This is a genomic window from Mycobacterium sp. H4Y (genome assembly GCF_000364405.1).
Taxonomy (GTDB): Bacteria; Actinomycetota; Actinomycetes; order Mycobacteriales; family Mycobacteriaceae; genus Mycobacterium; species Mycobacterium intracellulare.
The window spans coordinates 937593-955898 of record NZ_AKIG01000002.1 but is presented as its reverse complement, the minus strand read 5'-3'; the positions used below and the strand labels follow the sequence as shown (position 1 = coordinate 955898).

At 71.9% G+C, this 18306-nt stretch carries 20 protein-coding genes; 7 read left to right on the top strand and 13 right to left on the bottom strand.

Annotated features, from left to right (window positions below; all coding sequences use genetic code 11):
• The first annotated feature begins 38 nt into the window (after positions 1–38).
• Complete coding sequence (locus tag W7U_RS18335) at positions 39–1346, top strand: MinD/ParA family protein (RefSeq protein ID WP_008261087.1); 1308 nt, start codon at positions 39–41, stop codon at positions 1344–1346.
• Between the two features lie 21 nt (positions 1347–1367).
• On the opposite strand, the gene W7U_RS25975 is transcribed toward W7U_RS18335, so the two are convergent.
• Positions 1368–1529, bottom strand: a complete 162-nt coding sequence (locus W7U_RS25975) for a hypothetical protein (protein WP_008261085.1) — start codon at positions 1527–1529, stop codon at positions 1368–1370.
• Between the two features lie 46 nt (positions 1530–1575).
• Between W7U_RS25975 and W7U_RS18330 the strand changes: the two genes are divergently transcribed.
• The gene (locus W7U_RS18330; protein ID WP_008261083.1) at positions 1576–1947 is read left to right on the top strand and encodes a DUF4229 domain-containing protein; all 372 of its coding nucleotides are present in this window, start codon (positions 1576–1578) and stop codon (positions 1945–1947) included.
• 4 nt (positions 1948–1951) lie between these two features.
• Here the strand turns inward: W7U_RS18330 and W7U_RS18325 are convergent, their stop codons facing one another.
• Together W7U_RS18325 and W7U_RS18320 are read right to left on the bottom strand one after the other, a co-directional pair.
• Complete coding sequence (locus tag W7U_RS18325) at positions 1952–2959, bottom strand: beta-ketoacyl-ACP synthase III (protein ID WP_008261082.1); 1008 nt, start codon at positions 2957–2959, stop codon at positions 1952–1954.
• Between the two features lie 82 nt (positions 2960–3041).
• Positions 3042–3914, bottom strand: a complete 873-nt coding sequence (locus W7U_RS18320; protein WP_008261080.1) for a 1,4-dihydroxy-2-naphthoate polyprenyltransferase — start codon at positions 3912–3914, stop codon at positions 3042–3044.
• A gap of 78 nt (positions 3915–3992) precedes the next feature.
• On the opposite strand from W7U_RS18320, the gene W7U_RS18315 reads away from it, so the two are divergent.
• Together W7U_RS18315 and W7U_RS18310 are read left to right on the top strand one after the other, a co-directional pair.
• Positions 3993–4769, top strand: a complete 777-nt coding sequence (locus tag W7U_RS18315) for an S-methyl-5'-thioadenosine phosphorylase (RefSeq protein WP_014385852.1) — start codon at positions 3993–3995, stop codon at positions 4767–4769.
• On the top strand, positions 4766–5794 hold the full coding sequence (locus tag W7U_RS18310; RefSeq protein WP_008261075.1) for an NAD-dependent epimerase/dehydratase family protein: 1029 nt from the start codon (positions 4766–4768) through the stop codon (positions 5792–5794). Before W7U_RS18315 ends, W7U_RS18310 begins: the two co-directional genes overlap by 4 nt.
• A 4-nt stretch (positions 5795–5798) precedes the next feature.
• On the opposite strand, the gene W7U_RS18305 is transcribed toward W7U_RS18310, so the two are convergent.
• Positions 5799–7508, bottom strand: coding sequence for a hypothetical protein (locus W7U_RS18305; protein ID WP_008261074.1), 1710 nt, complete (start codon positions 7506–7508; stop codon positions 5799–5801).
• A gap of 306 nt (positions 7509–7814) precedes the next feature.
• Between W7U_RS18305 and W7U_RS18300 the strand changes: the two genes are divergently transcribed.
• Genes W7U_RS18300 through W7U_RS18290 form a run of 3 tightly spaced genes read left to right on the top strand, consistent with a single transcriptional unit; the run spans position 7815 to position 10864 of the window.
• The gene (locus W7U_RS18300; protein ID WP_008261073.1) at positions 7815–9536 is read left to right on the top strand and encodes a hypothetical protein; all 1722 of its coding nucleotides are present in this window, start codon (positions 7815–7817) and stop codon (positions 9534–9536) included.
• A 3-nt stretch (positions 9537–9539) separates the two neighbouring features.
• Positions 9540–10202 (top strand): glycosyltransferase family 2 protein, encoded by a 663-nt coding sequence (locus W7U_RS18295; protein WP_008261072.1) that lies wholly within the window; start codon positions 9540–9542, stop codon positions 10200–10202.
• On the top strand, positions 10199–10864 hold the full coding sequence (locus W7U_RS18290) for a DUF2064 domain-containing protein (RefSeq protein ID WP_008261071.1): 666 nt from the start codon (positions 10199–10201) through the stop codon (positions 10862–10864). Before W7U_RS18295 ends, W7U_RS18290 begins: the two co-directional genes overlap by 4 nt.
• 153 nt (positions 10865–11017) lie before the next feature.
• Here W7U_RS18290 and W7U_RS18285 read toward each other — a convergent pair whose 3' ends face one another.
• The 9 genes from W7U_RS18285 to W7U_RS18245 form a co-directional block, all read right to left on the bottom strand.
• Positions 11018–12358, bottom strand: a complete 1341-nt coding sequence (locus tag W7U_RS18285) for a hypothetical protein (RefSeq protein ID WP_008261061.1) — start codon at positions 12356–12358, stop codon at positions 11018–11020.
• A 35-nt stretch (positions 12359–12393) separates the two neighbouring features.
• Positions 12394–13479: an o-succinylbenzoate--CoA ligase gene (gene menE / locus W7U_RS18280; RefSeq protein ID WP_008261059.1), complete on the bottom strand. Its 1086-nt coding sequence runs from the start codon at positions 13477–13479 to the stop codon at positions 12394–12396.
• Between the two features lie 68 nt (positions 13480–13547).
• Positions 13548–13850 (bottom strand): DUF3349 domain-containing protein, encoded by a 303-nt coding sequence (locus tag W7U_RS18275; protein WP_008261050.1) that lies wholly within the window; start codon positions 13848–13850, stop codon positions 13548–13550.
• Positions 13851–13906: 56 nt separating this feature from the next.
• Positions 13907–14218: a hypothetical protein gene (locus tag W7U_RS18270; protein WP_008261049.1), complete on the bottom strand. Its 312-nt coding sequence runs from the start codon at positions 14216–14218 to the stop codon at positions 13907–13909.
• Complete coding sequence (locus W7U_RS18265; protein ID WP_008261048.1) at positions 14215–15453, bottom strand: inorganic phosphate transporter; 1239 nt, start codon at positions 15451–15453, stop codon at positions 14215–14217. The genes W7U_RS18270 and W7U_RS18265 overlap by 4 nt, the downstream gene beginning before the upstream one ends.
• 97 nt (positions 15454–15550) lie before the next feature.
• On the bottom strand, positions 15551–15958 hold the full coding sequence (locus W7U_RS18260) for a VOC family protein (protein WP_008261047.1): 408 nt from the start codon (positions 15956–15958) through the stop codon (positions 15551–15553).
• 40 nt (positions 15959–15998) lie between these two features.
• Complete coding sequence (locus W7U_RS18255; RefSeq protein ID WP_008261046.1) at positions 15999–16895, bottom strand: SDR family oxidoreductase; 897 nt, start codon at positions 16893–16895, stop codon at positions 15999–16001.
• A gap of 29 nt (positions 16896–16924) precedes the next feature.
• Positions 16925–17827, bottom strand: coding sequence for a 1,4-dihydroxy-2-naphthoyl-CoA synthase (locus W7U_RS18250; RefSeq protein WP_008261045.1), 903 nt, complete (start codon positions 17825–17827; stop codon positions 16925–16927).
• 13 nt (positions 17828–17840) lie between these two features.
• Positions 17841–18296 (bottom strand): nitroreductase family deazaflavin-dependent oxidoreductase, encoded by a 456-nt coding sequence (locus tag W7U_RS18245; RefSeq protein WP_008261044.1) that lies wholly within the window; start codon positions 18294–18296, stop codon positions 17841–17843.
• Positions 18297–18306 lie beyond the last annotated feature (10 nt).

Genomic DNA, 18306 nt, shown 5'->3' with positions numbered 1-18306 from the left:
GAATAGCGCACGACAAGCGCACAACAAGGGGGAATGCAGTGTCCGAGCATCCAACGGCGGGCGTGGGGGCGCCCGAACAACCGACCACGCAAATTCCCCCACAGACGTCATCGGCGCCCGCCCAGCAGGACGCGGGCGAACCGCAACCGGAGTCGGGCGGGGACGCCCCGACTCGCGCCTTCGCCGGATTCCGCACCGAGCGCCGCGTCCCCACCCCCGAACACCAGCAGGCGGCCCCGCCCACCGCGCCGCGGCCCGGCGCCATGCCGCCGTGGGACTCCACCCCGGTCACCGGCATCCCGCGCGTCGACCCGACCGCCTACGGCGCCTATTACGCCGGGCCGGACGCCCCGCCCACCCAGATGCAGGGGGCGCCGCAGCGCCCCGAGCACCTCCCGCACACGCCGTATCCGGAGCTGTCCACCGGCATGTTGCTGCGGCCGGTCCAGCCGCCGCCGTCCGACGGGTGGCGGCTGCTGCTGTACAAGATGTCCGGCGGGCTGATCAACCTGGGCGAAAGCCCCCGGGCCAGCCGCTACAACAACCTGGTCGCCCAGGTGAACCGGCCGTTGCGCGGCTCGTACCGGGTGGCGTTCCTGTCGCTGAAGGGCGGTGTCGGCAAGACGACGATCGCGGCGACGCTGGGCGCCACCTTCGCCTCCATTCGCGGCGACCGCGTGGTGGCCGTGGACGCCAACCCCGACCGCGGCACGCTGAGCCAGAAGATCCCGCTGGAGACCGCCGCGACCGTGCGTCAGCTGCTGCACGACGCCGGAACCATCGAGCGCTACAGCGACGTGCGCCGCTACACCTCGAAGGGTCCCAGCGGCCTGGAGGTGCTCGCCTCGGAGACCGACCCCGCGATCTCGGAGGCCTTCAGCGCCGAGGACTACGGGCGGATCCTGGACATCCTGGAGCGGTTCTACGGCCTGGTGCTCACCGACTGCGGACCCGGCCTGCTGCACTCGGTGATGAAGTCGGTGCTGGACAGGGCCGACGCCCTGGTCGTGGTCAGCTCGGCCTCCATCGACGGCGCGCGCAGCGCGTCGGCCACGCTGGACTGGCTGGACGCCCACGGCCACGAAGACCTGGTCCGCAATTCGATCGCGGTCATCAACGGGGTGCGCCCGCGCCCCGGCAAGGTCGACATGAACAAGGTGATCGAGCACTTCTCCCGGCGCTGCCGCGCGGTCCAGCTGGTGCCGTTCGACCCGCACCTGGAGGAGGGCGCCGAGATCGACCTGGAGCGGCTGCGGCGGCCCACCCGCGAAGCGCTCACCGAGCTGGCCGCCATCGTCGCCGACGGATTCCCCGGCGACCAGCGCAACCCGGGAGTCCTGGGCTAGCGGCGGTCGCTATCCAGCTGGCTAGCGCGGGTTGTTATCGCCGTGGCCCAGCCGCCGCAGGAAATCCGGATCGTCGTCGGGTCCGATGACGCGCGTCTTCGGTCGGTGGACCTGGGATCGCGCGGCACGCCAGCCGACGTAGATCAGCGTTCCCAAAATCACGACGAGCAGCAGGTAGACCACACAACACCTCCTTCGGGCGAATATACCCGCGCCGTAGGCTTTGGCTGTGTCACACGAAGGTAGCGACAACACCATCGGGGGCCCGGGAAACGGCGCTGGCGGCGAGAGCGCCGAAAACCACGTCGTCGTCCCCGTTTTGGCATATATGGCGGCGCGGTTGCTGCTGGCGGTCGTGCTCACCGCCGTGATCTATGGCGTCGCGCGGTTGGCGGGCATCACGCAGTTCCCCCTCGTGGTGGCCGCGCTGTTCGCGCTGATCATCGCGATGCCGCTGGGCATCTGGGTGTTCGGGCCGCTGCGCCGGCGCGCCACCGCGGCGCTGGCGATCGCCGGCGAACGGCGCCGACGGGAGCGCGAGCTGCTGCAGGCCCGGCTGCACGGGGACGCCCCGCCCGACGAGACGCGCGAGGACGGGTGAGGGCTCAGCCGTTGGGCAGCCGGACGACCTGGGCGGCATAGCTCAGGCCGGCGCCGTAACCGATCAGCAGGGCCAGGTCGCCGGCCTTGGCCGCCCCGGTCGCCAGCACCTCGGCCATGGCCAACGGGATGGACGCCGCCGAGGTGTTGCCGGTGTGCTCGATGTCGTTGGCGATCACCGCGTCCGGCCGCAACTCGAGGCTCTTGGCCAGAATCTCGTTGATTCGGCTGTTGGCCTGGTGCGGCACGAAGACGTCGATCTCGTCGGGCCGGATCCCCGCCGCGTCCATGGCCTGCTGGCCGACCTTGCCCATCTCGAAAGCCGCCCAGCGGAAGACCGCGCTGCCCTCGAGCCGCAGGAAGGGGCGCGGGCCGGTGGGATTCTCCAGGTAGTCGAGCCAGTCGATGTCCTGGCGGATGGCGCTGGCCTGGTTGCCGTCACTACCCCAGACGGTCGGCCCGATGCCCTGCGTGGGCGTCTCGCCCACCACCACGCCGGCCGCGCCGTCGGCGAAGATGAAGCAGTTGCTGCGGTCTTGCATGTCGATCGTGGGGGACAGCTTCTCCGAGCCCAGGACCAGCACCCTGGCGGCGGTCCCGCCGCGGATCATGTCGGCCGCGACGCCCAGCGCGTACCCGAACCCGGCGCAGCCCGCCGAGATGTCGAAGGCGGGCACGCCGGTGGCGCCCAGCGCCGCCGCGACCGCGGGGGCGCACGCGGGGGTCTGCAGGAGGTGGGTGCTGGTGGCCACGATGACGCAGTCGATGTCGGAGGCCTCGAGGGAGGCCTTGGCGATCGCCTCCCGCCCGGCCTCGGTCGCCATCGAGGCGGCGGATTCGTCGCGTGCGGCGAACCGGCGCGTCTTGATCCCGGTGCGCGAATAGATCCACTCGTCGGAGGAGTCGATGTTTTCGCAGAGCTCGTCGTTGGTCACCACGCGTTCGGGGCGGTATGACCCGACGCTGAGCAAGCCGATGTTGGTGGGCCCGCTGGTCGCGGAAATCTGCTTCATTGCGGTCCTTCGCTATCCCCGGGGCAGACGCAAAAGTACCCCACCAGCGCCGTTTTCGGGGGCCTTTGCCTCTGCTCGCACTCTAGGTACCTATCGCCAGCGCGGCCGCCACCGCGATCGCCCACACCACCATCGCCAGCCCGGTGTCGCGCAGCACCGGGATCAGCTCCGGGCCGCCGCGGCCCGATCGCACCGGGGCCATGGCGCGCAGGGCCAGCGGCGTGGCCACCAGTCCGGCGGCGCACCACGGGGTGGCCACCATGAGCGCCAGCGTCAGCACACCGGCGGTGCCCAGCAGCGCCTGATACAGGACGCGGGTGCGGGCGTCGCCCAACCGCACCGCGAGGGTGATCTTCCCCGACCGCGCGTCGGTGGGGATGTCGCGCAGGTTGTTGGCCACCAGCACCGACGACGACAGCGCCCCGACCGACACCGCCAGCAGCAGCCCCACCCAGTCCACCCGCAACGCCTGCGTGTACTGGGTGCCGAGCACGGCGACCAGCCCGAAGAACAGGAACACCGCGACCTCGCCAAAACCGGCGTAGCCGTAGGGTTTCGAGCCGCCGGTGTACAGCCACGCCCCGGCGATGCAGGCCGCGCCCACCGCGATCAGCCACGGCGCGCTGAACAGCGCCAGCACCACCCCGGCGAGCGCCCCGATCGTCAGGCTCGCGAGCGCGGCGCCCAGCACCGCCCGCGGGGCCGCCAGCCGCGAGCCGACCAGGCGCACCGGACCGGCCCGGTCGTCGTCGGTGCCGCGGATGCCGTCGGAGTAGTCGTTGGCGTAGTTGACGCCCACGGTCAGCGCGAGCGCTACGGCCAGCGCCAGCAGCGCCTTCCACCACACCGCGGATCCCAGCCAGGCCGCGGCGCCGGTGCCGGCGACGACCGGCGCCACCGCGTTGGGCAACGTCCGCGGCCGCGCACCCGAAACCCACTGCCCGAGATTGGCCACAACGTCATCCTGCCAGGATGCGGGCCGCCGCTCCCCAGGCCCCGCGATCACCGCGTGGTCATGCACCACAATGGTCGGATGCTCGGAGTCATCGGCGGCAGCGGCTTCTACACCTTCTTCGGATCCGACGCCGACGACGTCACGGTCGACACCCCCTACGGAGCGCCCAGCGCCCCGGTCACCGTGGGCGCCATCGAGGGACACGACGTCGCCTTCCTGCCCCGCCACGGCGCCAAGCACGAATTCTCCGCGCACACCGTTCCCTACCGGGCCAACATGTGGGCCCTGCGCAAACTCGGCGTGCGGCGGGTGCTCGCGCCGTGCGCGGTCGGCAGCCTCAAACCCGAACTCGGCCCGGGCTCCATCGTGGTGCCCGATCAGCTGGTCGACCGCACCCGGGGCCGCGCCGACACCTATTTCGACTCCGGCGGGATCCACGTCGACTTCGCCGATCCGTACTGCCCGACGCTGCGCGCGGCGGTCACCGACCTCCCCGGCGTGGTCGACGGCGGCACCATGGTGGTGATCCAGGGGCCGCGCTTTTCCACCCGCGCCGAAAGCCGGTGGTTCGCCTCCGCCGGGTTCTCGCTGGTGAACATGACCGGATACCCGGAGGCCGTGCTCGCTAGGGAGCTCGAAATCTGTTACGCGGCAATCGCTTTGGTGACCGACCTGGACGCCGGCGTGAGCGCCGGGGAGGGCGTGCGGACCGTCGACGTGTTCGCCGAATTCGAACGCAACATCGGGCCGTTCAAGGCGTTGGTGCGCGCGGCCATCGGCCGGGTCGCCGCCGACCGCACCTGCACCACCTGCCTGCCGCACACCGGGGTGACGCTGCCCATCGAGCTGCCATGAGGGTGTTGTTGACCGGCGCGGCCGGGTTCATCGGCTCGCGGGTGGGCGCCGCGCTGCGCGCCGCCGGCCACGACGTCGTCGCCGTCGATGTCCTGCTGCCCGCCGCGCACGGCCCGAACCCGGTGTTGCCGAAGGGATGTCACCGCGTCGACGTGCGCGACGCCGACGCGCTGGCCCCGCTCCTGGACGGCGTGGACGCGGTGTGCCATCAGGCGGCGATGGTGGGCGCCGGCGTGGACGCCGCCGACGCGCCCGCCTACGGGGGCCACAACGACCTGGCCACCACGGTGCTGCTGGCGCAGATGTTCGCCGCCGGGGTGCGGCGCCTCGTGCTGGCGTCCTCGATGGTCGTCTACGGGCAGGGGAACTATCACTGCCGACGGCACGGGCGCGTGGACCCGCTGCCGCGCCGGCGCGCGGACCTCGACGCCGGGGCCTTCGAGCACCGGTGCCCGGTCGGCGGGGAGGAGTTGGCGTGGCGCCTCGTCGACGAGGACGCCTGCCTGCGCCCCCGCAGCCTGTACGCGGCCGGCAAGACCGCGCAGGAGCATTACGCGCTGGCCTGGTCGGAGGCCACCGGCGGCTCGGTGGTGGCGCTGCGCTACCACAACGTCTACGGCCCCGGCATGCCGCGCGACACCCCGTATTCGGGCGTGGCGGCGATCTTCCGGTCTTCGCTGGAAAAGGGCGAGCCGCCAAGGATTTTCGAGGACGGCGGCCAGATGCGTGACTTCGTGCACGTCGATGACGTGGCCGCCGCCAACGTCGCGGCGCTAGCGCACGACGACGGTTTTCTCGCGGCCAATGTCTGCTCGGGGCAGCCGATTTCGATCTTCGAGGTGGCCGCGGCGCTGTGCGACGCGCGGGGCGGTTCACTGTCGCCGGTGGTCACCGGTGAATATCGCAGCGGCGACGTGCGCCACATCGTCGCCGACCCGTCCCGGGCGGCCGAGGTGCTGGGGTTTAGCGCTTCGGTCTTACCGGGTGACGGGTTGCGCGAGTTCGCGTTCGCGCCCCTTCGGTAAACCCCTACGTTTGCGGCGGGCGGAAGATCTGGGGCCCCCGCACCGGTATCTGCCGCGTGCCGGAGTCGTCGCCGCGAAAGATCCGGGGCGAGCCGGCCAGCGGCGGGATCTCCGCGGTGGGCGGGTCGCTCTCCGCGCCGGGCCCCCCGGTGGGCATGCGGGTGGTGGCCGCGGCCGACGGCCCGGCGGCCTGGCCCACGCGGACCCGGGTGGTCGGCGCCGCCGCATTCGCGTCGGCCGCGCGCTTGCGGGCGGCGCGGCGAGCCAGGCGCCGCCCGTGCAGTTGCCCGGCCACGACGGCGGCCGCCAGGATGCCCAGCGCCAGCCCGCACAGCGTCACGTCGAAGGTGCTGGTGATCTGCTGGGCGAGGTCGTTGCCGTAGACAGGTTGCTGCGCGGGCGAATTGGGCGAGTCGGCGAACCGCGGCGCCAGCGCGACGCCGACGATCACGCGGGCGACGCTGAGGGCGGCGACGAGCCCGCACAGCGACGTGACCAGTCGCGCCGAGATTCCGGCCAGGCGGCGGCGCAGCCAGATCGCCAGGGCCGCGGTCACCAGGTCGAACGCGGCCAGCACCACGCTGTCGTACCCGGAGAACGGATAGTTCAAGGCGATGCCGACGACAAGGTCGGTGAGCCGCATCGCGATCGACCCCACGGCCCAGACGGCGATGAGCAGCAAGCCATTTCGGGTCGTGGACCGCCACGCGGATTCCTCCGCCGGCGACGGGTTGCGGTGACCGAACAGGGCCCGCGGCGCGAAGATGGCCGCCCCGGCCGCCCAGGCGAGGTAACCCTCGAACCCGACCCCGGCGGTCGAGGTGTTCTGGGCGATGCCGTGGAACGCATCGAGGTCGCGGCCGACGGGCAGGATCCACACCAGGATCCCCGCGGCCAATGCCGACGCACCCAGTGCGACGGTGGTCAGCCGGCTCGCCCGGGTGCGCTGCAGCAGCCACCTGGACGCGACCAGGACCGCGACCAGCGCCACCACCCCGTACACCACCGCCGTGGCGATCACCGCGATGTTCTGCTTGCCGAATTCCGCCGCGCCGTTAGTGCTTTGCAGCGCGTAGCGCACCCGCCAGTACAGGTTGAACCCGAAGCTGAGCACCGCCGCGAGCATCGACAGCGCGCCGATCATCCGGGCGGAGCGATGCCAGCCCGTGTACTCGTCGTCGGCCGGGATCGGCCCGGCCGGCACCGCCTGGGCGCTGAGCAGCGAGCCGGCGACGCCGACCCACGCCCCGGGCCCCACCCCGCCGGGCACGGTGACCGTGCCCCCGAACCGGACGGTCTCGTACGCGTCGAACGCGATGACGGCGAGCACCAGCAGCAGATAGGGGGCGTTGAGCGCCAACCGAAGCCGCGCCGCGGACGCCGGGTTGAACCGCTCGCCGCCCGACCGCCAGGAACCGGCCACCGCGACGGCGGCGACGGCGAGCACCGTCACAGCGAGCAGCACCGCGAACAGGGCCGGACTGCTGTCGGGAATCCCGACACCGAAGTACAGATTCCACGGCAAGAACACGGCGAGCACCAACAGCACCACCGCGGTCGCGTCGCTGACGATGGCCCGGCGCCGTCCCGTGCCCGCGGCAACGGGTGTCGTGCCGCCGGTGGCGTGCGGGCGGATGATGCGGGGCGCGGGCGCCTGCTGGGCCCGGGCCCCGATGGGGCCGGTTGGCGTGTCGTCGCTGCTCTGGCTCACCATGCCCCCCGGGATTCAAGGACGACTACTTTCGGCGCAGCTGCCGGTGTCCGGCGGGGGAATGCCCTGCCGAGCCACATGCACCGCTCGCTTGCGAACATATTCTCCGTTCGGCTGCCGTGGCAGTGGCTGGGACGGGCCGCTGGGCGGAGGCGATTCCGCGGCGACCGTCCTGTCCTTCGAAAAGCTGGTTACGCTGCGCTAGTGGCGAACCTTGTCGCCGAATGACTGATACTGCCGACGGTATCGCAAGTGTAATGATGCCGGGACATTGCTGGTGCGGGGTGGCCAGGGTGAAGGAGAAGCGGGATGGACGTCGTTTTGGGGGTCGCGGTCACCGGTCCCGTCGCCCGCCTGGCGCTCCTGGGGTCGGGCGCCCAGGGCACCGACGTGATCGACCAATCCGTCATCGATCTCGCCGACAACCCGCTCGGCACGCTCACCGAGACCGTGGTCGGAACCAATCGCTTGTTGGCCGACGAGAACCACCGGTTGGTCGGCACGCGCCTGTGCTGGTCCGACGAGCCACGGGCTGACGAGCTGCGGCGGGCGCTGGAGGACTCCGGCGTTCACAACGTCGCGGTGCTCTCGGAGTCGCAGGCCGTCGCCGCCCTCATGCGGGCGGCCGGGCGGCCCGGCGCCGCGCTCGTGATGGACGACGCGACGGCCACCCTGTCGGTGGTGGGCCCGGACGCCGGGGACCCCGACGCGCCGCCGACCGTGTTGGCCAGCCAGCCGCTGACCGGCGCCACGGGCCCGGACGCTACCGCCGCGTTCCAGACGATGATGGCGAACCTCGGCACGCATCCCGACGCGCCGGGGGAGGTGTATCTGCTCGGCGCCTCGCCCGACCTCAACCGGGTCGCCGACGAATTGCGCGACGCGTCCACCATGCGGGTGCAGGTCGCCGAGGACCCCACGTTTGCGCTCGCGCGCGGCGCCGCGATCGCCGCGGCGGCGGCGTCCGCGCCGGATGCGACGGCCATGGCGCCGGCCGTCGGCCTGACCGGTGACGCGACCGCGATGGCCCCCGCCGCCGGGGACGCGACCGCGATGGCCCCCGCCGCCGGCCTCACCGGGGACGAGACGACGGTCGTGCCCGCGCCGGACGCCGAGGAGCCGCAGCTGGCGTACTCGATGGCCGACGAGGGCGGGGTCTATCCGGGCGAGATGGACGAGTACGACCCCGAATTCGACGACTACGACTACGGCCCGGAGTTCGGCGACGACGCCGAGGCCGGCGAGGACGCGCCGACGAAGCTGTCGCGGCGGTCGCTGGTGATCGGCAACGCCGTCATCGCCTTCGCGGTCATCGGATTAGCGTCGCTGGCCACCGCGATCGCGGTGGCCGTCCGCCCGACCGCCGCCCAGCAGCCGGTGGTGGGCGTGCAGAACGGCACCCCGGGCAAATTCATGCCGATCTTGCCGAGCCAGCAGCAGGCGCCGCTGCCCCCACCCCCGCCCGAGGCGCCCAACGCCGGGTTCCAGGGCGGCACCGTCCCGGCTCCCGAACACGTCGCGCCCCCGTCCGGAGGCGGCCCGCAGGTCGCTCCCGTTCCCGAGGCGCCGAGCAACCCCGGTGTCGTGCCCAACCCCGATCCGGGTTGGGCGCCGCGGCCGAATCCTATTGTGCCGGTTCCTATTCCGATTCCCATTCCGATCCCGGGGTGGCAACCGCCCTACAACCCGCCGTACAACCCGACGACGCCCTACACGCCGCCGACCATCACGACGTCCCAGCCGCCGACGACGACGTATTCGCCCCCGACGACGACGTATTCGCCGCCGACGACGACGTACTCGCCGCCGACGACGACGTATTCGCCCCCGACGACCACGTATTCGCCCCCGACGACGACGTATTCACCCCCGACGACCACGCACGCACCCCCGACGACGACGTATGCGCCGCCGAGCACCAAGGCGACCACCCAACCGCCGGTGCAGACGCACACCCAGCAGACCGCGCCGCCGACGCACTCGCAGCAGCCGCTGTTCCCGCAGGAGCCCCGCACGCACCGCGGGTTCTGACGCGTGCCCGGCGCCGACGGCCTGGTCACGGTGGTCCTGCCGTGCCTCAACGAGGAGGAGTCGCTGCCGGCCGTGCTGGCCGCCATCCCGGCCGGCTACCGGGCGCTGGTGGTCGACAACAACAGCACCGACGACACCGCCGGCGTCGCGGCGCGCCACGGCGCCCGGGTCGTCGCCGAACCACGGGCCGGGTACGGCGCCGCCGTGCACGCGGGCGTGATGGCCGCGACGACCCCGATCGTGGCGGTCATCGACGCCGACGGCTCGATGGACGGCGCCGACCTGCCGCGGCTGGTCGCCGCGCTCGAGCAGGGCGCCGACCTGGTGACCGGCCGGCGCCGGCCGGTGCCCGGCCTGCACTGGCCGTGGGTGGCCCGCATCGGGACCGTCGTCATGAGCTGGCGGCTGCGCACCCGCCACGGCCTGCCGGTGCACGACATCGCGCCCATGCGAGTGGCCCGGCGCGAGGCGCTGTTGGCGCTGGGCGTCGCCGACCGCCGATCCGGTTATCCGCTCGAGCTTTTGGTGCGCGCCGCGGCCGCCGGCTGGCGCGTCGTCGAACTCGACGTCAGCTACGGCCCGCGCACGGGCGGCAAGTCGAAGGTCAGCGGATCGCTGCGCGGCAGCATCACCGCGATCCTCGACTTCTGGAAGGTGATCTCGTGACCGCCCTGCCGGTGACGCTGCTGGTGGTCGCCAAAGCGCCCGAGCCGGGCCGGGCCAAGACGCGGCTCGCGGCGAGCGTCGGCGACCGCGTCGCCGCCGAGATCGCCGCCGCCGCACTGCTCGACACGCTGGACGCCGTGGCCGACGCGCCGGTGGCGGCGCGGGTCGTCGCCCTCACCGGGGACCTCGGCCGCGCCGCGAGCGCCGCCGATATCCGGCGGCGACTGGCGTCCTTCACCGTGATCGCCCAGCGCGGCGACGATTTCGCCGCACGCCTCGCCAACGCGCACGCCGACGCCTCGTCGGACGGGCTGCCGGTGCTGCAGATCGGGATGGACACCCCCCAGGTCACCGCCGAGCTGTTGACCGGCTGCGCGCGCCGGCTGCTCGAGGCGCCGGCCGTGCTCGGGCCGGCCCGCGACGGCGGCTGGTGGGTGCTGGGCGTGGGCGCACCGGCGATGGCCCAGTGCCTGCGCACCGTACCGATGTCGGCGCCCGACACCGGGGAACTGACGTTGAAGGCGTTGCGCGACACGGGCATCGACGTCGCGACGGTGCAGACGCTGGCCGACGTCGACGTCGTCGACGACGTCGCCGCGGTGCGCGAGGCCTGCGGGCCCGACAGCCGCTTCGCGCGGATCACCCGCGCGGCCGGCCTGTGAGCGCGGAATCGGCGGTGCGTCTGGCGCTTTGAGTGTGAATCGTTGGATTTGGGAGTGCAGCCAGGGCGGAGAAATCGCTGAAATCCCGCCGCTCGTTCACACTCAAAGCCCAGGATTCACACTCGTTGCCCTCAGCTCACACTCGTACCGGACCTACCAGTTCGTCAGGATGATCGTGTTGAGCGCAATCGCGCCGGCGGCGTTGAGCGCCAACCAGATCCGGTGCGAGCGCACCGGCAGCAGCGCGGTCGCCGCGGTGAGCCAGATGGTGAACGGCAACCAGATGCGTTCCACCTCGGCCTTGCTGAGCATGCTCAGGTCCGCGCACACGACGGCGGCCAGCACGCCCAACAACAGCAGGTGAAAACCGGAGCGGCGACGGACGGCGGCCCCGTCGAACACCCGCCCGAGCCCGGCGACGCCGCCCAGCCCGATCGCGCACACCACGCACGCCAGGTTGGCCCAGCTCCAGTACTGAAACGGCCGGTCCTTGGCGATGCCCTGCCAATAGCGTTGCTGCACAAGGTGATAGCCGTCGAACCAATAGAACCCGGCGACGGCGAAGGCCACCGCCACCCCGATCGCGGCCAGCGCCGCCGGACCGAGCGCCCGCAGGATCGCCCTCCAGTCCGCCGCGGACGCCAGCACCGCCGCCGCCGGCAGCCCCATCAGCATCAGGCCGTAGTTGCAGAACACTCCCCAGCCCAGCAGCAGCCCGGCCGCGGCGGCGGTCAGGGCGGGGAACCGGACCGGGCGGTGCACCGCCACGGCCAGCAGCGCGATGCCCCACGCGGCCACGCCGGCGAAGTATCCGTCGGCGGAGACGGCCACCCAGATCGCCGTCGGCGCCAGCGCCACGAACGGGGCTACCCGCCGCGCGGTGGACTCGTCGGCCAGCGCGCGCACGCCGACCACCACCGCGGCGGCGGCGCTCGAGCCGGCCAGCAGGCACAGCAGCCCGGCCCAGGCGCCGCCGTGCAGACCGATCCGGTCCAGCCAGACGAACGTCAGCAGCGCCCCGGGCGGATGCCCCGACACGTGGGTGGTCCACGAATGCGGTTGGTAGTCCACGATCCGGCCGGCGAACGTGCGCAGCGTGGCTGGAATGTCGGTGACGCCCGGCACCTGCGACAGGTATTCGTCCCGGGTGGTCAGCCGGCCGGCGAAGCCGCGCTGCCAGCCGTCGATCATCGCCAGCGCGAACGCCCACCCGCCGGCGACGGCCCAGCTGCCCAGCGTCAGCGCCCGCCACGAAAGTCGTTGCGCCAGAGTCGGTCCCCACGCGACGACGACGACGGCGAGGGCAATGGCCGGGCCGGTGCCCCAGCCGGCGTGGATCAGCCACTCGCCGAAGATCGGCGCCGAGCCGGCGTGGGTGGCGAACTTTTCCGCCCCGACATCCAGGCGCGGCCGGACCCCCAGGTTCATCCGCGGCAGCACGAACGCCGCCGCCACCAGCGCCGCGCCGATCGACACCGCGACGGCGTCGCGCACCGCCTGCCGTCGACCCCGCCTCACGGACGCACAGCCTATTGATCGCTCGCGCCGGCGAAGCGGCGCACCAGCGCCGCGCGGTCGACCTTGCCGATGCCGCGGCGCGGCAGCGCGTCGACGACGTGCACCTCGCGCGGCGCCGCGGTGGCGTCCAGGGCGCGCGTCACGTGCGCGCGCAGCGCCTCCACAGTCGGCGCCACGCGGCCGTCGTGCACCACGATCGCGGCGACCACCCGCTGCCCGAGGCGTTCGTCGGCCACCCCGAACACCGCGCAATCGCGGACGGCCGGGTGGCTGCACAGCGCCGCCTCGACCGGCTGCGGCAACACCGTCAGCCCGCCGGTGCTGATCGCGTCGTCAGCGCGGCCCAGGACCGTCAGCACGCCCGCGCCGTCGATGGCGCCGAGGTCGTCGGTCACGAACCAGCCGGGCTCGGCGAACGGGTCGGGGTCGATGGGGTCGCGGTAGCCCTTGGCCACCGTCGCGCCCCCGATGACGATGCGCCCGTCGGCCACCCTCAGCCGCACCCCGGCCAGCGGGACGCCGTCGTAGACGCACCCGCCGGCGGTCTCACTCATGCCGTAGGTGCGCACGACGGTGATTCCGGCCGTGGCCGCGGCGTCCAGGACCGGACGCGGCGCGGGCCCGCCGCCGAGCAGCACGGCGTCGAGTTCGGCGAGGGCGGCCGCGGCCGCCGGGTCGGCGAGCGCCTTGGCCAACTGCGCGGCGACCAGCGAGGTGTACCGCCTGCCGGGGCCCAAAGCGCCGATGGCCCTGGGCAATTCGGTTTCATCGAAGCCGCCGGTGACATCCATCTCGACCGGCGACGTGCCGGCGAGCAGGCTGCGGACCAGCACCTGCACCCCGGCGATGTGGTGTGGCGGCAGGGCGAGCAGCCAGCTGCCCGGGCCGCCCAGGCGGTCATGGGTGGCCGCGGCGCTGGCCCGCAGGGCGGCCGCTGTCAGCAGGGCGCCCTTCGGGTTGCCGGTGGTGCCCGACGTCGCCGCCACCAGGGCCACGTCGTCGTCGATGGTTTCCCCGACGCGCAGCCCCGCCCGCAGCGCCGCCGACTCGCGATCGTCGCCGACGGCTACCAGCGCCGGGTCGCGTCCCTCCAGCACGCCCGCCAGGGCGGGCAGCAGCGTCTCGGCCGCCGCGCCCGGCGGGACGTGCAGCGCGCGCAGTACGGCTATGCCGGATCCCCGGCCTGATCGGCGTCGTCGAAGGGCCAGCCCTGGGCCGCCAGCCGCACCCGTACCCGCTCGACGTCCTGCGGCGACGGCAGCTCGTCGGTGATCTGGGTGATCAGCACGCCGATGTCGACGTCGTCGAACTCGCCGCGCCGAACCAGCTCGCACGCCACGGCCTTGGCTTCGTCGTTGGACAGCCGGCGGGCCAGCAGCGCGAGCACCGGGAACGTGTCGGTGGGTGGCACGCCCTCGGGGTAGCCCGCGCGGAGCCACGAGACGATGGAATTGAGAAATCCGTTCACGCGGATACAGCTCTCCCCGGCGTCCGGTTCGCCGACTCGATGGGCATCAAACGATGCTACTTGGGTTTCGCTCCAAGCAGCGGATAGCCGGTGTGATGGGCGATGAAATCGCGGGCAATGTAGAGCAACGCCAGCGCGATCACCGCGATGACCAGCGCGTAGATGCTCCACGCCAACGCAGTCAGCATCGGGTTGCGCCGCGGGGCGGAGCCGTTGCTGGCGCCGTCCAGACTGATGTCGCCCGCCCCCGCGGACTGCAGCCGGATCCCGAGGGCGAACAGCCCCGGCAGGGCGGCGCCGGCCAGCATCGCGAAGACCAGAATCTTCAGGCTCGCCTGGTAGTTGAACCAGTCGCCGATGTGGCTCATGAGGCGTTGGCTTTCAGCGACGGGTCGTCGGAGTCGTACCGGGCGGACACGCCGCCGAGCGTGGGTCCGTCATCGCCGGGCGGCGGCTGGTCGGCGGCCTGCAGCCCGCTGGTCAGATCGCCCTTCCATTCGGCGTTGACGTTGTGGTGGTCGACCTTGACCCTGCGCGACCGGAGGTAGATGGTGGCCGAGACCGCGACCAGCAGCGCGAAACCGGTGATCGCCCCCGGGTAGCCGCCGATCAGGTGCACGATGCCGTAGGTGAAGGCGCCGACCAGCCCCGCCAGCGGGAGGGTGACCAGCCAGGCGACCCCCATGCGGCCGGCGACGCCCCAGCGGACCTCGCCGCCGGGCTTGCCCAGCCCGCTGCCCAGCACCGAACCCGTGCACACCTGGGTGGTCGACAGCGCGTAGCCGAAGTGGGCCGACAGCAGGATCACCGCGGCCGAGGAGGATTCGGCGGCCATGCCCTGCGGCGACTGGATCTCGACCAGGCCCTTGCCCAGCGTGCGGATGATGCGCCACCCGCCGAGGTAGGTGCCGGTCGCCATGGCCAGCGCGCAGCTCACGATGACCCACAGCGGCGGCATGGTGGCGGTCTTGCTGACCGAGCCGTAGGAGATGAGCGCCAGGAAGATGATGCCCATCGTCTTCTGTGCGTCGTTGGTGCCGTGGGCGAGCGAGACCAGCGACGCCGAACCGATCTGGCCGCGCCGGAAACCGGCCTCCGTGCGGGCCTTCGGCACGCCGCGGGTGATCCGGTAGACCAGCCAGGTGGCGACCGCGCCGATCGCGATGGCCAGGATCGCCGACACGACGGCCGGGATGATGGCCTTGGAGATCACGCCCTTCCAGATCACGCCGTGCGCGCCGACGGCAGCGATCGTGGCGCCGACGATGCCGCCGATCAGGGCGTGCGACGAACTCGAGGGGATGCCGAGCAGCCAGGTCAGCAGGTTCCAGACGACGCCGCCGACCAGGCCGGCGAACACCAGCTCCAGCGTCACGATGTTGGAGTCGATGAGGCCCTTGGCGATCGTGGCGGCGACGGCGGTGGACATGAACGCGCCCACCAGATTCAGTACCGCCGAGAGCAGAACCGCCGTTTTGGGCTTGAGCGCGCCACTGGCGATCGAGGTCGCCATCGCGTTGCCCGTGTCATGAAAGCCGTTGGTGAAATCGAAAGCCAGTGCCGTGATTACGACAATGATCAAGAGGAACAATTGGATGTTCACAGGGCCTGATTCTGGTGGTAGGGGCAATCCATTGTCGAATGCGGCATGACATGAAACGCGGGTGTACCTTGAGTCGTCGCCAGATGTTACCTCTCAGTTAACCGGAATTTCCCTGCCGTTCACCTCGGGTGTCGCGGCGCAACGGGTGGTCCGGGGGGATCTGGATGAAAATGAGCGTGATGCCGTCGGGGTCGAGCACGTGCATCTCGTGCAGGCCCCAGGGTTCCTGACGCGCCTCGCGGGCGATCGACACGCCGCGGCCGCGTAGCTCGGCCTGGGTCGCCTCGAGGTCGCGGACCTGCAGCCACAGCGCGCCCGGGAACGGGCCGCGGGAATGGTCCGGGGAGCCGTACCCGGCCAGCTCCAGCAGCGACTGCCCGGCGAAAAACACTGTGCCGCCGCCGTATTCACGCGCTATCGCCAGGCCGATCTCGTCGCGGTAGAAGGCCAGGGACCGCTGGTAGTCCGCGGGCCGGAGCAGCATCCGGCTGGCCAGGATCTCCATAACTCGTGTCTATCACACGGGCCCGATCGCGCCGGTCCGGTCAGCGGTCGCCCTTGCGATTGGGCTGGATGCTCTGGCGCTGCATGACGGCGTTGACCCAGCGGGGGCCAAAGGTGTCCAGCGCCTTGGCCGCGATCGCCATGCGCGGCGCGATGCGCACCGGGCGGGTGCGGGCGGCGGTGATCATCCACTCGCCGGCCTCTTCCGGCGTCAGCGCCGGCACGCCCTCGTAGGCCTTCGTGGGCGCGATCATCGGGGTGGCCACCAGGGGGTAGTACAGCGCCGTGGAGTGCACACCCCGCTCGCCCCACTCCGTTTCGATGACCCGGCTCACGGTCGACAGCGCGGCCTTCGACGCGTTGTACACCGAGAACAGCGGCGACGCCTCCGAGAGCACCCCCCACGTCGAGACGTTGATGATGTGGCCGTCGCCGCGTTCGATCATTCCCGGCGCCAGGCCGCGGATCAGCCGCAACGGCGCGTAGTAGTTGAGCACCATGGTCCGTTCGACGTCGTGCCAGCGCTCCAGCGACTCGGCCAGCGGCCGGCGGATGGACCGGCCGGCGTTGTTGATCAGGATGTCGACGCCGCCGAGCCGCTTCTCGACGTCGGCGACCAGCGCGTCGACGGCGTCCATGTCCGAGACGTCGCAGGCGATCGCCGTGGCGTCACCGCCCGCCGTGGTGATCCGCTCGGCCAGTGCGTCCAGCAGCTCCTGGCGACGGGCCACGACGACCACCGTGGCCCCCTCGCGGGCGAACTGCTCGGCGGCGGCCTCGCCGATGCCCGACGACGCCCCGGTGAGCAGGATGCGCTTGCCCGCCAGCTCGATCGGCTTGATCAGCGGCCGGTTGACCAGCACCTGCGGGGCCATCGGCGGTCGCATGGTGGCCAGCACCAGCTGGTCGGTGAACCGGCGAAGCGGACTCTTGCTCACGGGACGCGAGTCTAGGCGGGCGGGCGGGCTCAGAAGTACCGGGGAAACCGGCTCCAGTCGGGGTCGCGCTTTTCCAGGAAGGCGTCGCGGCCCTCGACGGCCTCGTCGGTCATGTAGGCCAGCCGGGTGGCCTCGCCCGCGAACAGCTGCTGGCCCACCAGGCCGTCGTCGAGCAGGTTGAACGCGAACTTCAGCATGCGTTGCGCCTGAGGGGATTTGGCGTTGATCTCGCGCGCCCATGCGATGGCTTCGGATTCCAGCTCGGCATGGTCGACGACGGCGTTGACCGCGCCCATGTGGTGCATCTGCTCGGCGGTGTAGGCCCGGCCCAGAAAGAAGATCTCGCGGGCGAACTTCTGGCCCACCTGGCGGGCCAGGTAGGCGCTGCCGTAGCCGCCGTCGAAGCTGCCGACGTCGGCGTCGGTCTGCTTGAAGCGGGCGTGCTCGCGGCTGGCCAGGGTGAGGTCGCAGACCACGTGCAGGCTGTGCCCGCCGCCGGCCGCCCACCCGTTGACCAGGCAGATGACCACCTTGGGCATGAACCGGATCAGCCGCTGCACCTCGAGGATGTGCAGCCGTCCGGCCCGGGCGGGGTCGACGGTGTCGGCGGTCTCGCCGCTGGCGTACTGGTAGCCGCTGCGCCCGCGGATGCGCTGATCGCCGCCGGAGCAGAACGCCCAGCCGCCGTCCTTGGGCGAGGGGCCGTTGCCGGTCAGCAACACCACGCCGACTCCCGCGGACATCCGGGCGTGGTCGAGCACCCGGTAGAGCTCGTCGACGGTGTGCGGCCGGAACGCGTTGCGCACCTCGGGCCGGTCGAACGCCACCCGCACCGTGGCGTCGTCGACGTGCCGGTGATAGGTGATGTCGGTCAGGTCGCCGAAGCCCTCAACGGGACGCCACTGGTCGGCATCAAACGGGTTGTCACTCAACGTCTTTGAACTCCTATGCCGGGTCCAGCCGGAATACCGGACACACGCCGGCCAGCGCCTCGAACTCTTCGGGGCGGCCGTCGGTGACCAACCCCGAGCGCTTCATGAAGCCGACCCCGGTGGGCACCTCGGTGGGAAACGCCCGCAGGAACGGGCGCGCCACGTCGGCGGGCAGCTCCACCATCCTCACCCGCTCGCGGTGCCGGCCGCGGGCCAGCGTCGCGTGCTCGGCGGCGCGGACGTTGCGGATCCAATCCGCGCCCGGAAACCCGCCCACCACATAGCGTTTGCCGTCCACCGTCATCGGTGTCACCGGCGTCGACCGTGGCGTGCCGGACTTGCGGCCCGGCACGGTCAACACCACCGGGCTTTCACCGCCGAAGCTGAGGCCCAGCCGGGAGAGCTGAATGAACACCTTGTTCGCCGGCTTCAGCCACCAGGGCGGCTTGAGCCCGTCAGCGCGTGCCATGCCTGACACA

Coding starts and splice junctions, on each gene's coding strand:
- W7U_RS18325 (WP_008261082.1), bottom strand. CDS start 2,959: ATGAAGCAGATTTCCGCGACCAGCGGGCCCACCAACATCGGCTTGCTC.
- W7U_RS18315 (WP_014385852.1), top strand. CDS start 3,993: ATGCTCGGAGTCATCGGCGGCAGCGGCTTCTACACCTTCTTCGGATCC.
- W7U_RS18310 (WP_008261075.1), top strand. CDS start 4,766: ATGAGGGTGTTGTTGACCGGCGCGGCCGGGTTCATCGGCTCGCGGGTG.
- W7U_RS18305 (WP_008261074.1), bottom strand. CDS start 7,508: ATGGTGAGCCAGAGCAGCGACGACACGCCAACCGGCCCCATCGGGGCC.
- W7U_RS18300 (WP_008261073.1), top strand. CDS start 7,815: ATGGACGTCGTTTTGGGGGTCGCGGTCACCGGTCCCGTCGCCCGCCTG.
- W7U_RS18270 (WP_008261049.1), bottom strand. CDS start 14,218: ATGAGCCACATCGGCGACTGGTTCAACTACCAGGCGAGCCTGAAGATT.
- W7U_RS18260 (WP_008261047.1), bottom strand. CDS start 15,958: ATGGAGATCCTGGCCAGCCGGATGCTGCTCCGGCCCGCGGACTACCAG.
- W7U_RS18245 (WP_008261044.1), bottom strand. CDS start 18,296: ATGGCACGCGCTGACGGGCTCAAGCCGCCCTGGTGGCTGAAGCCGGCG.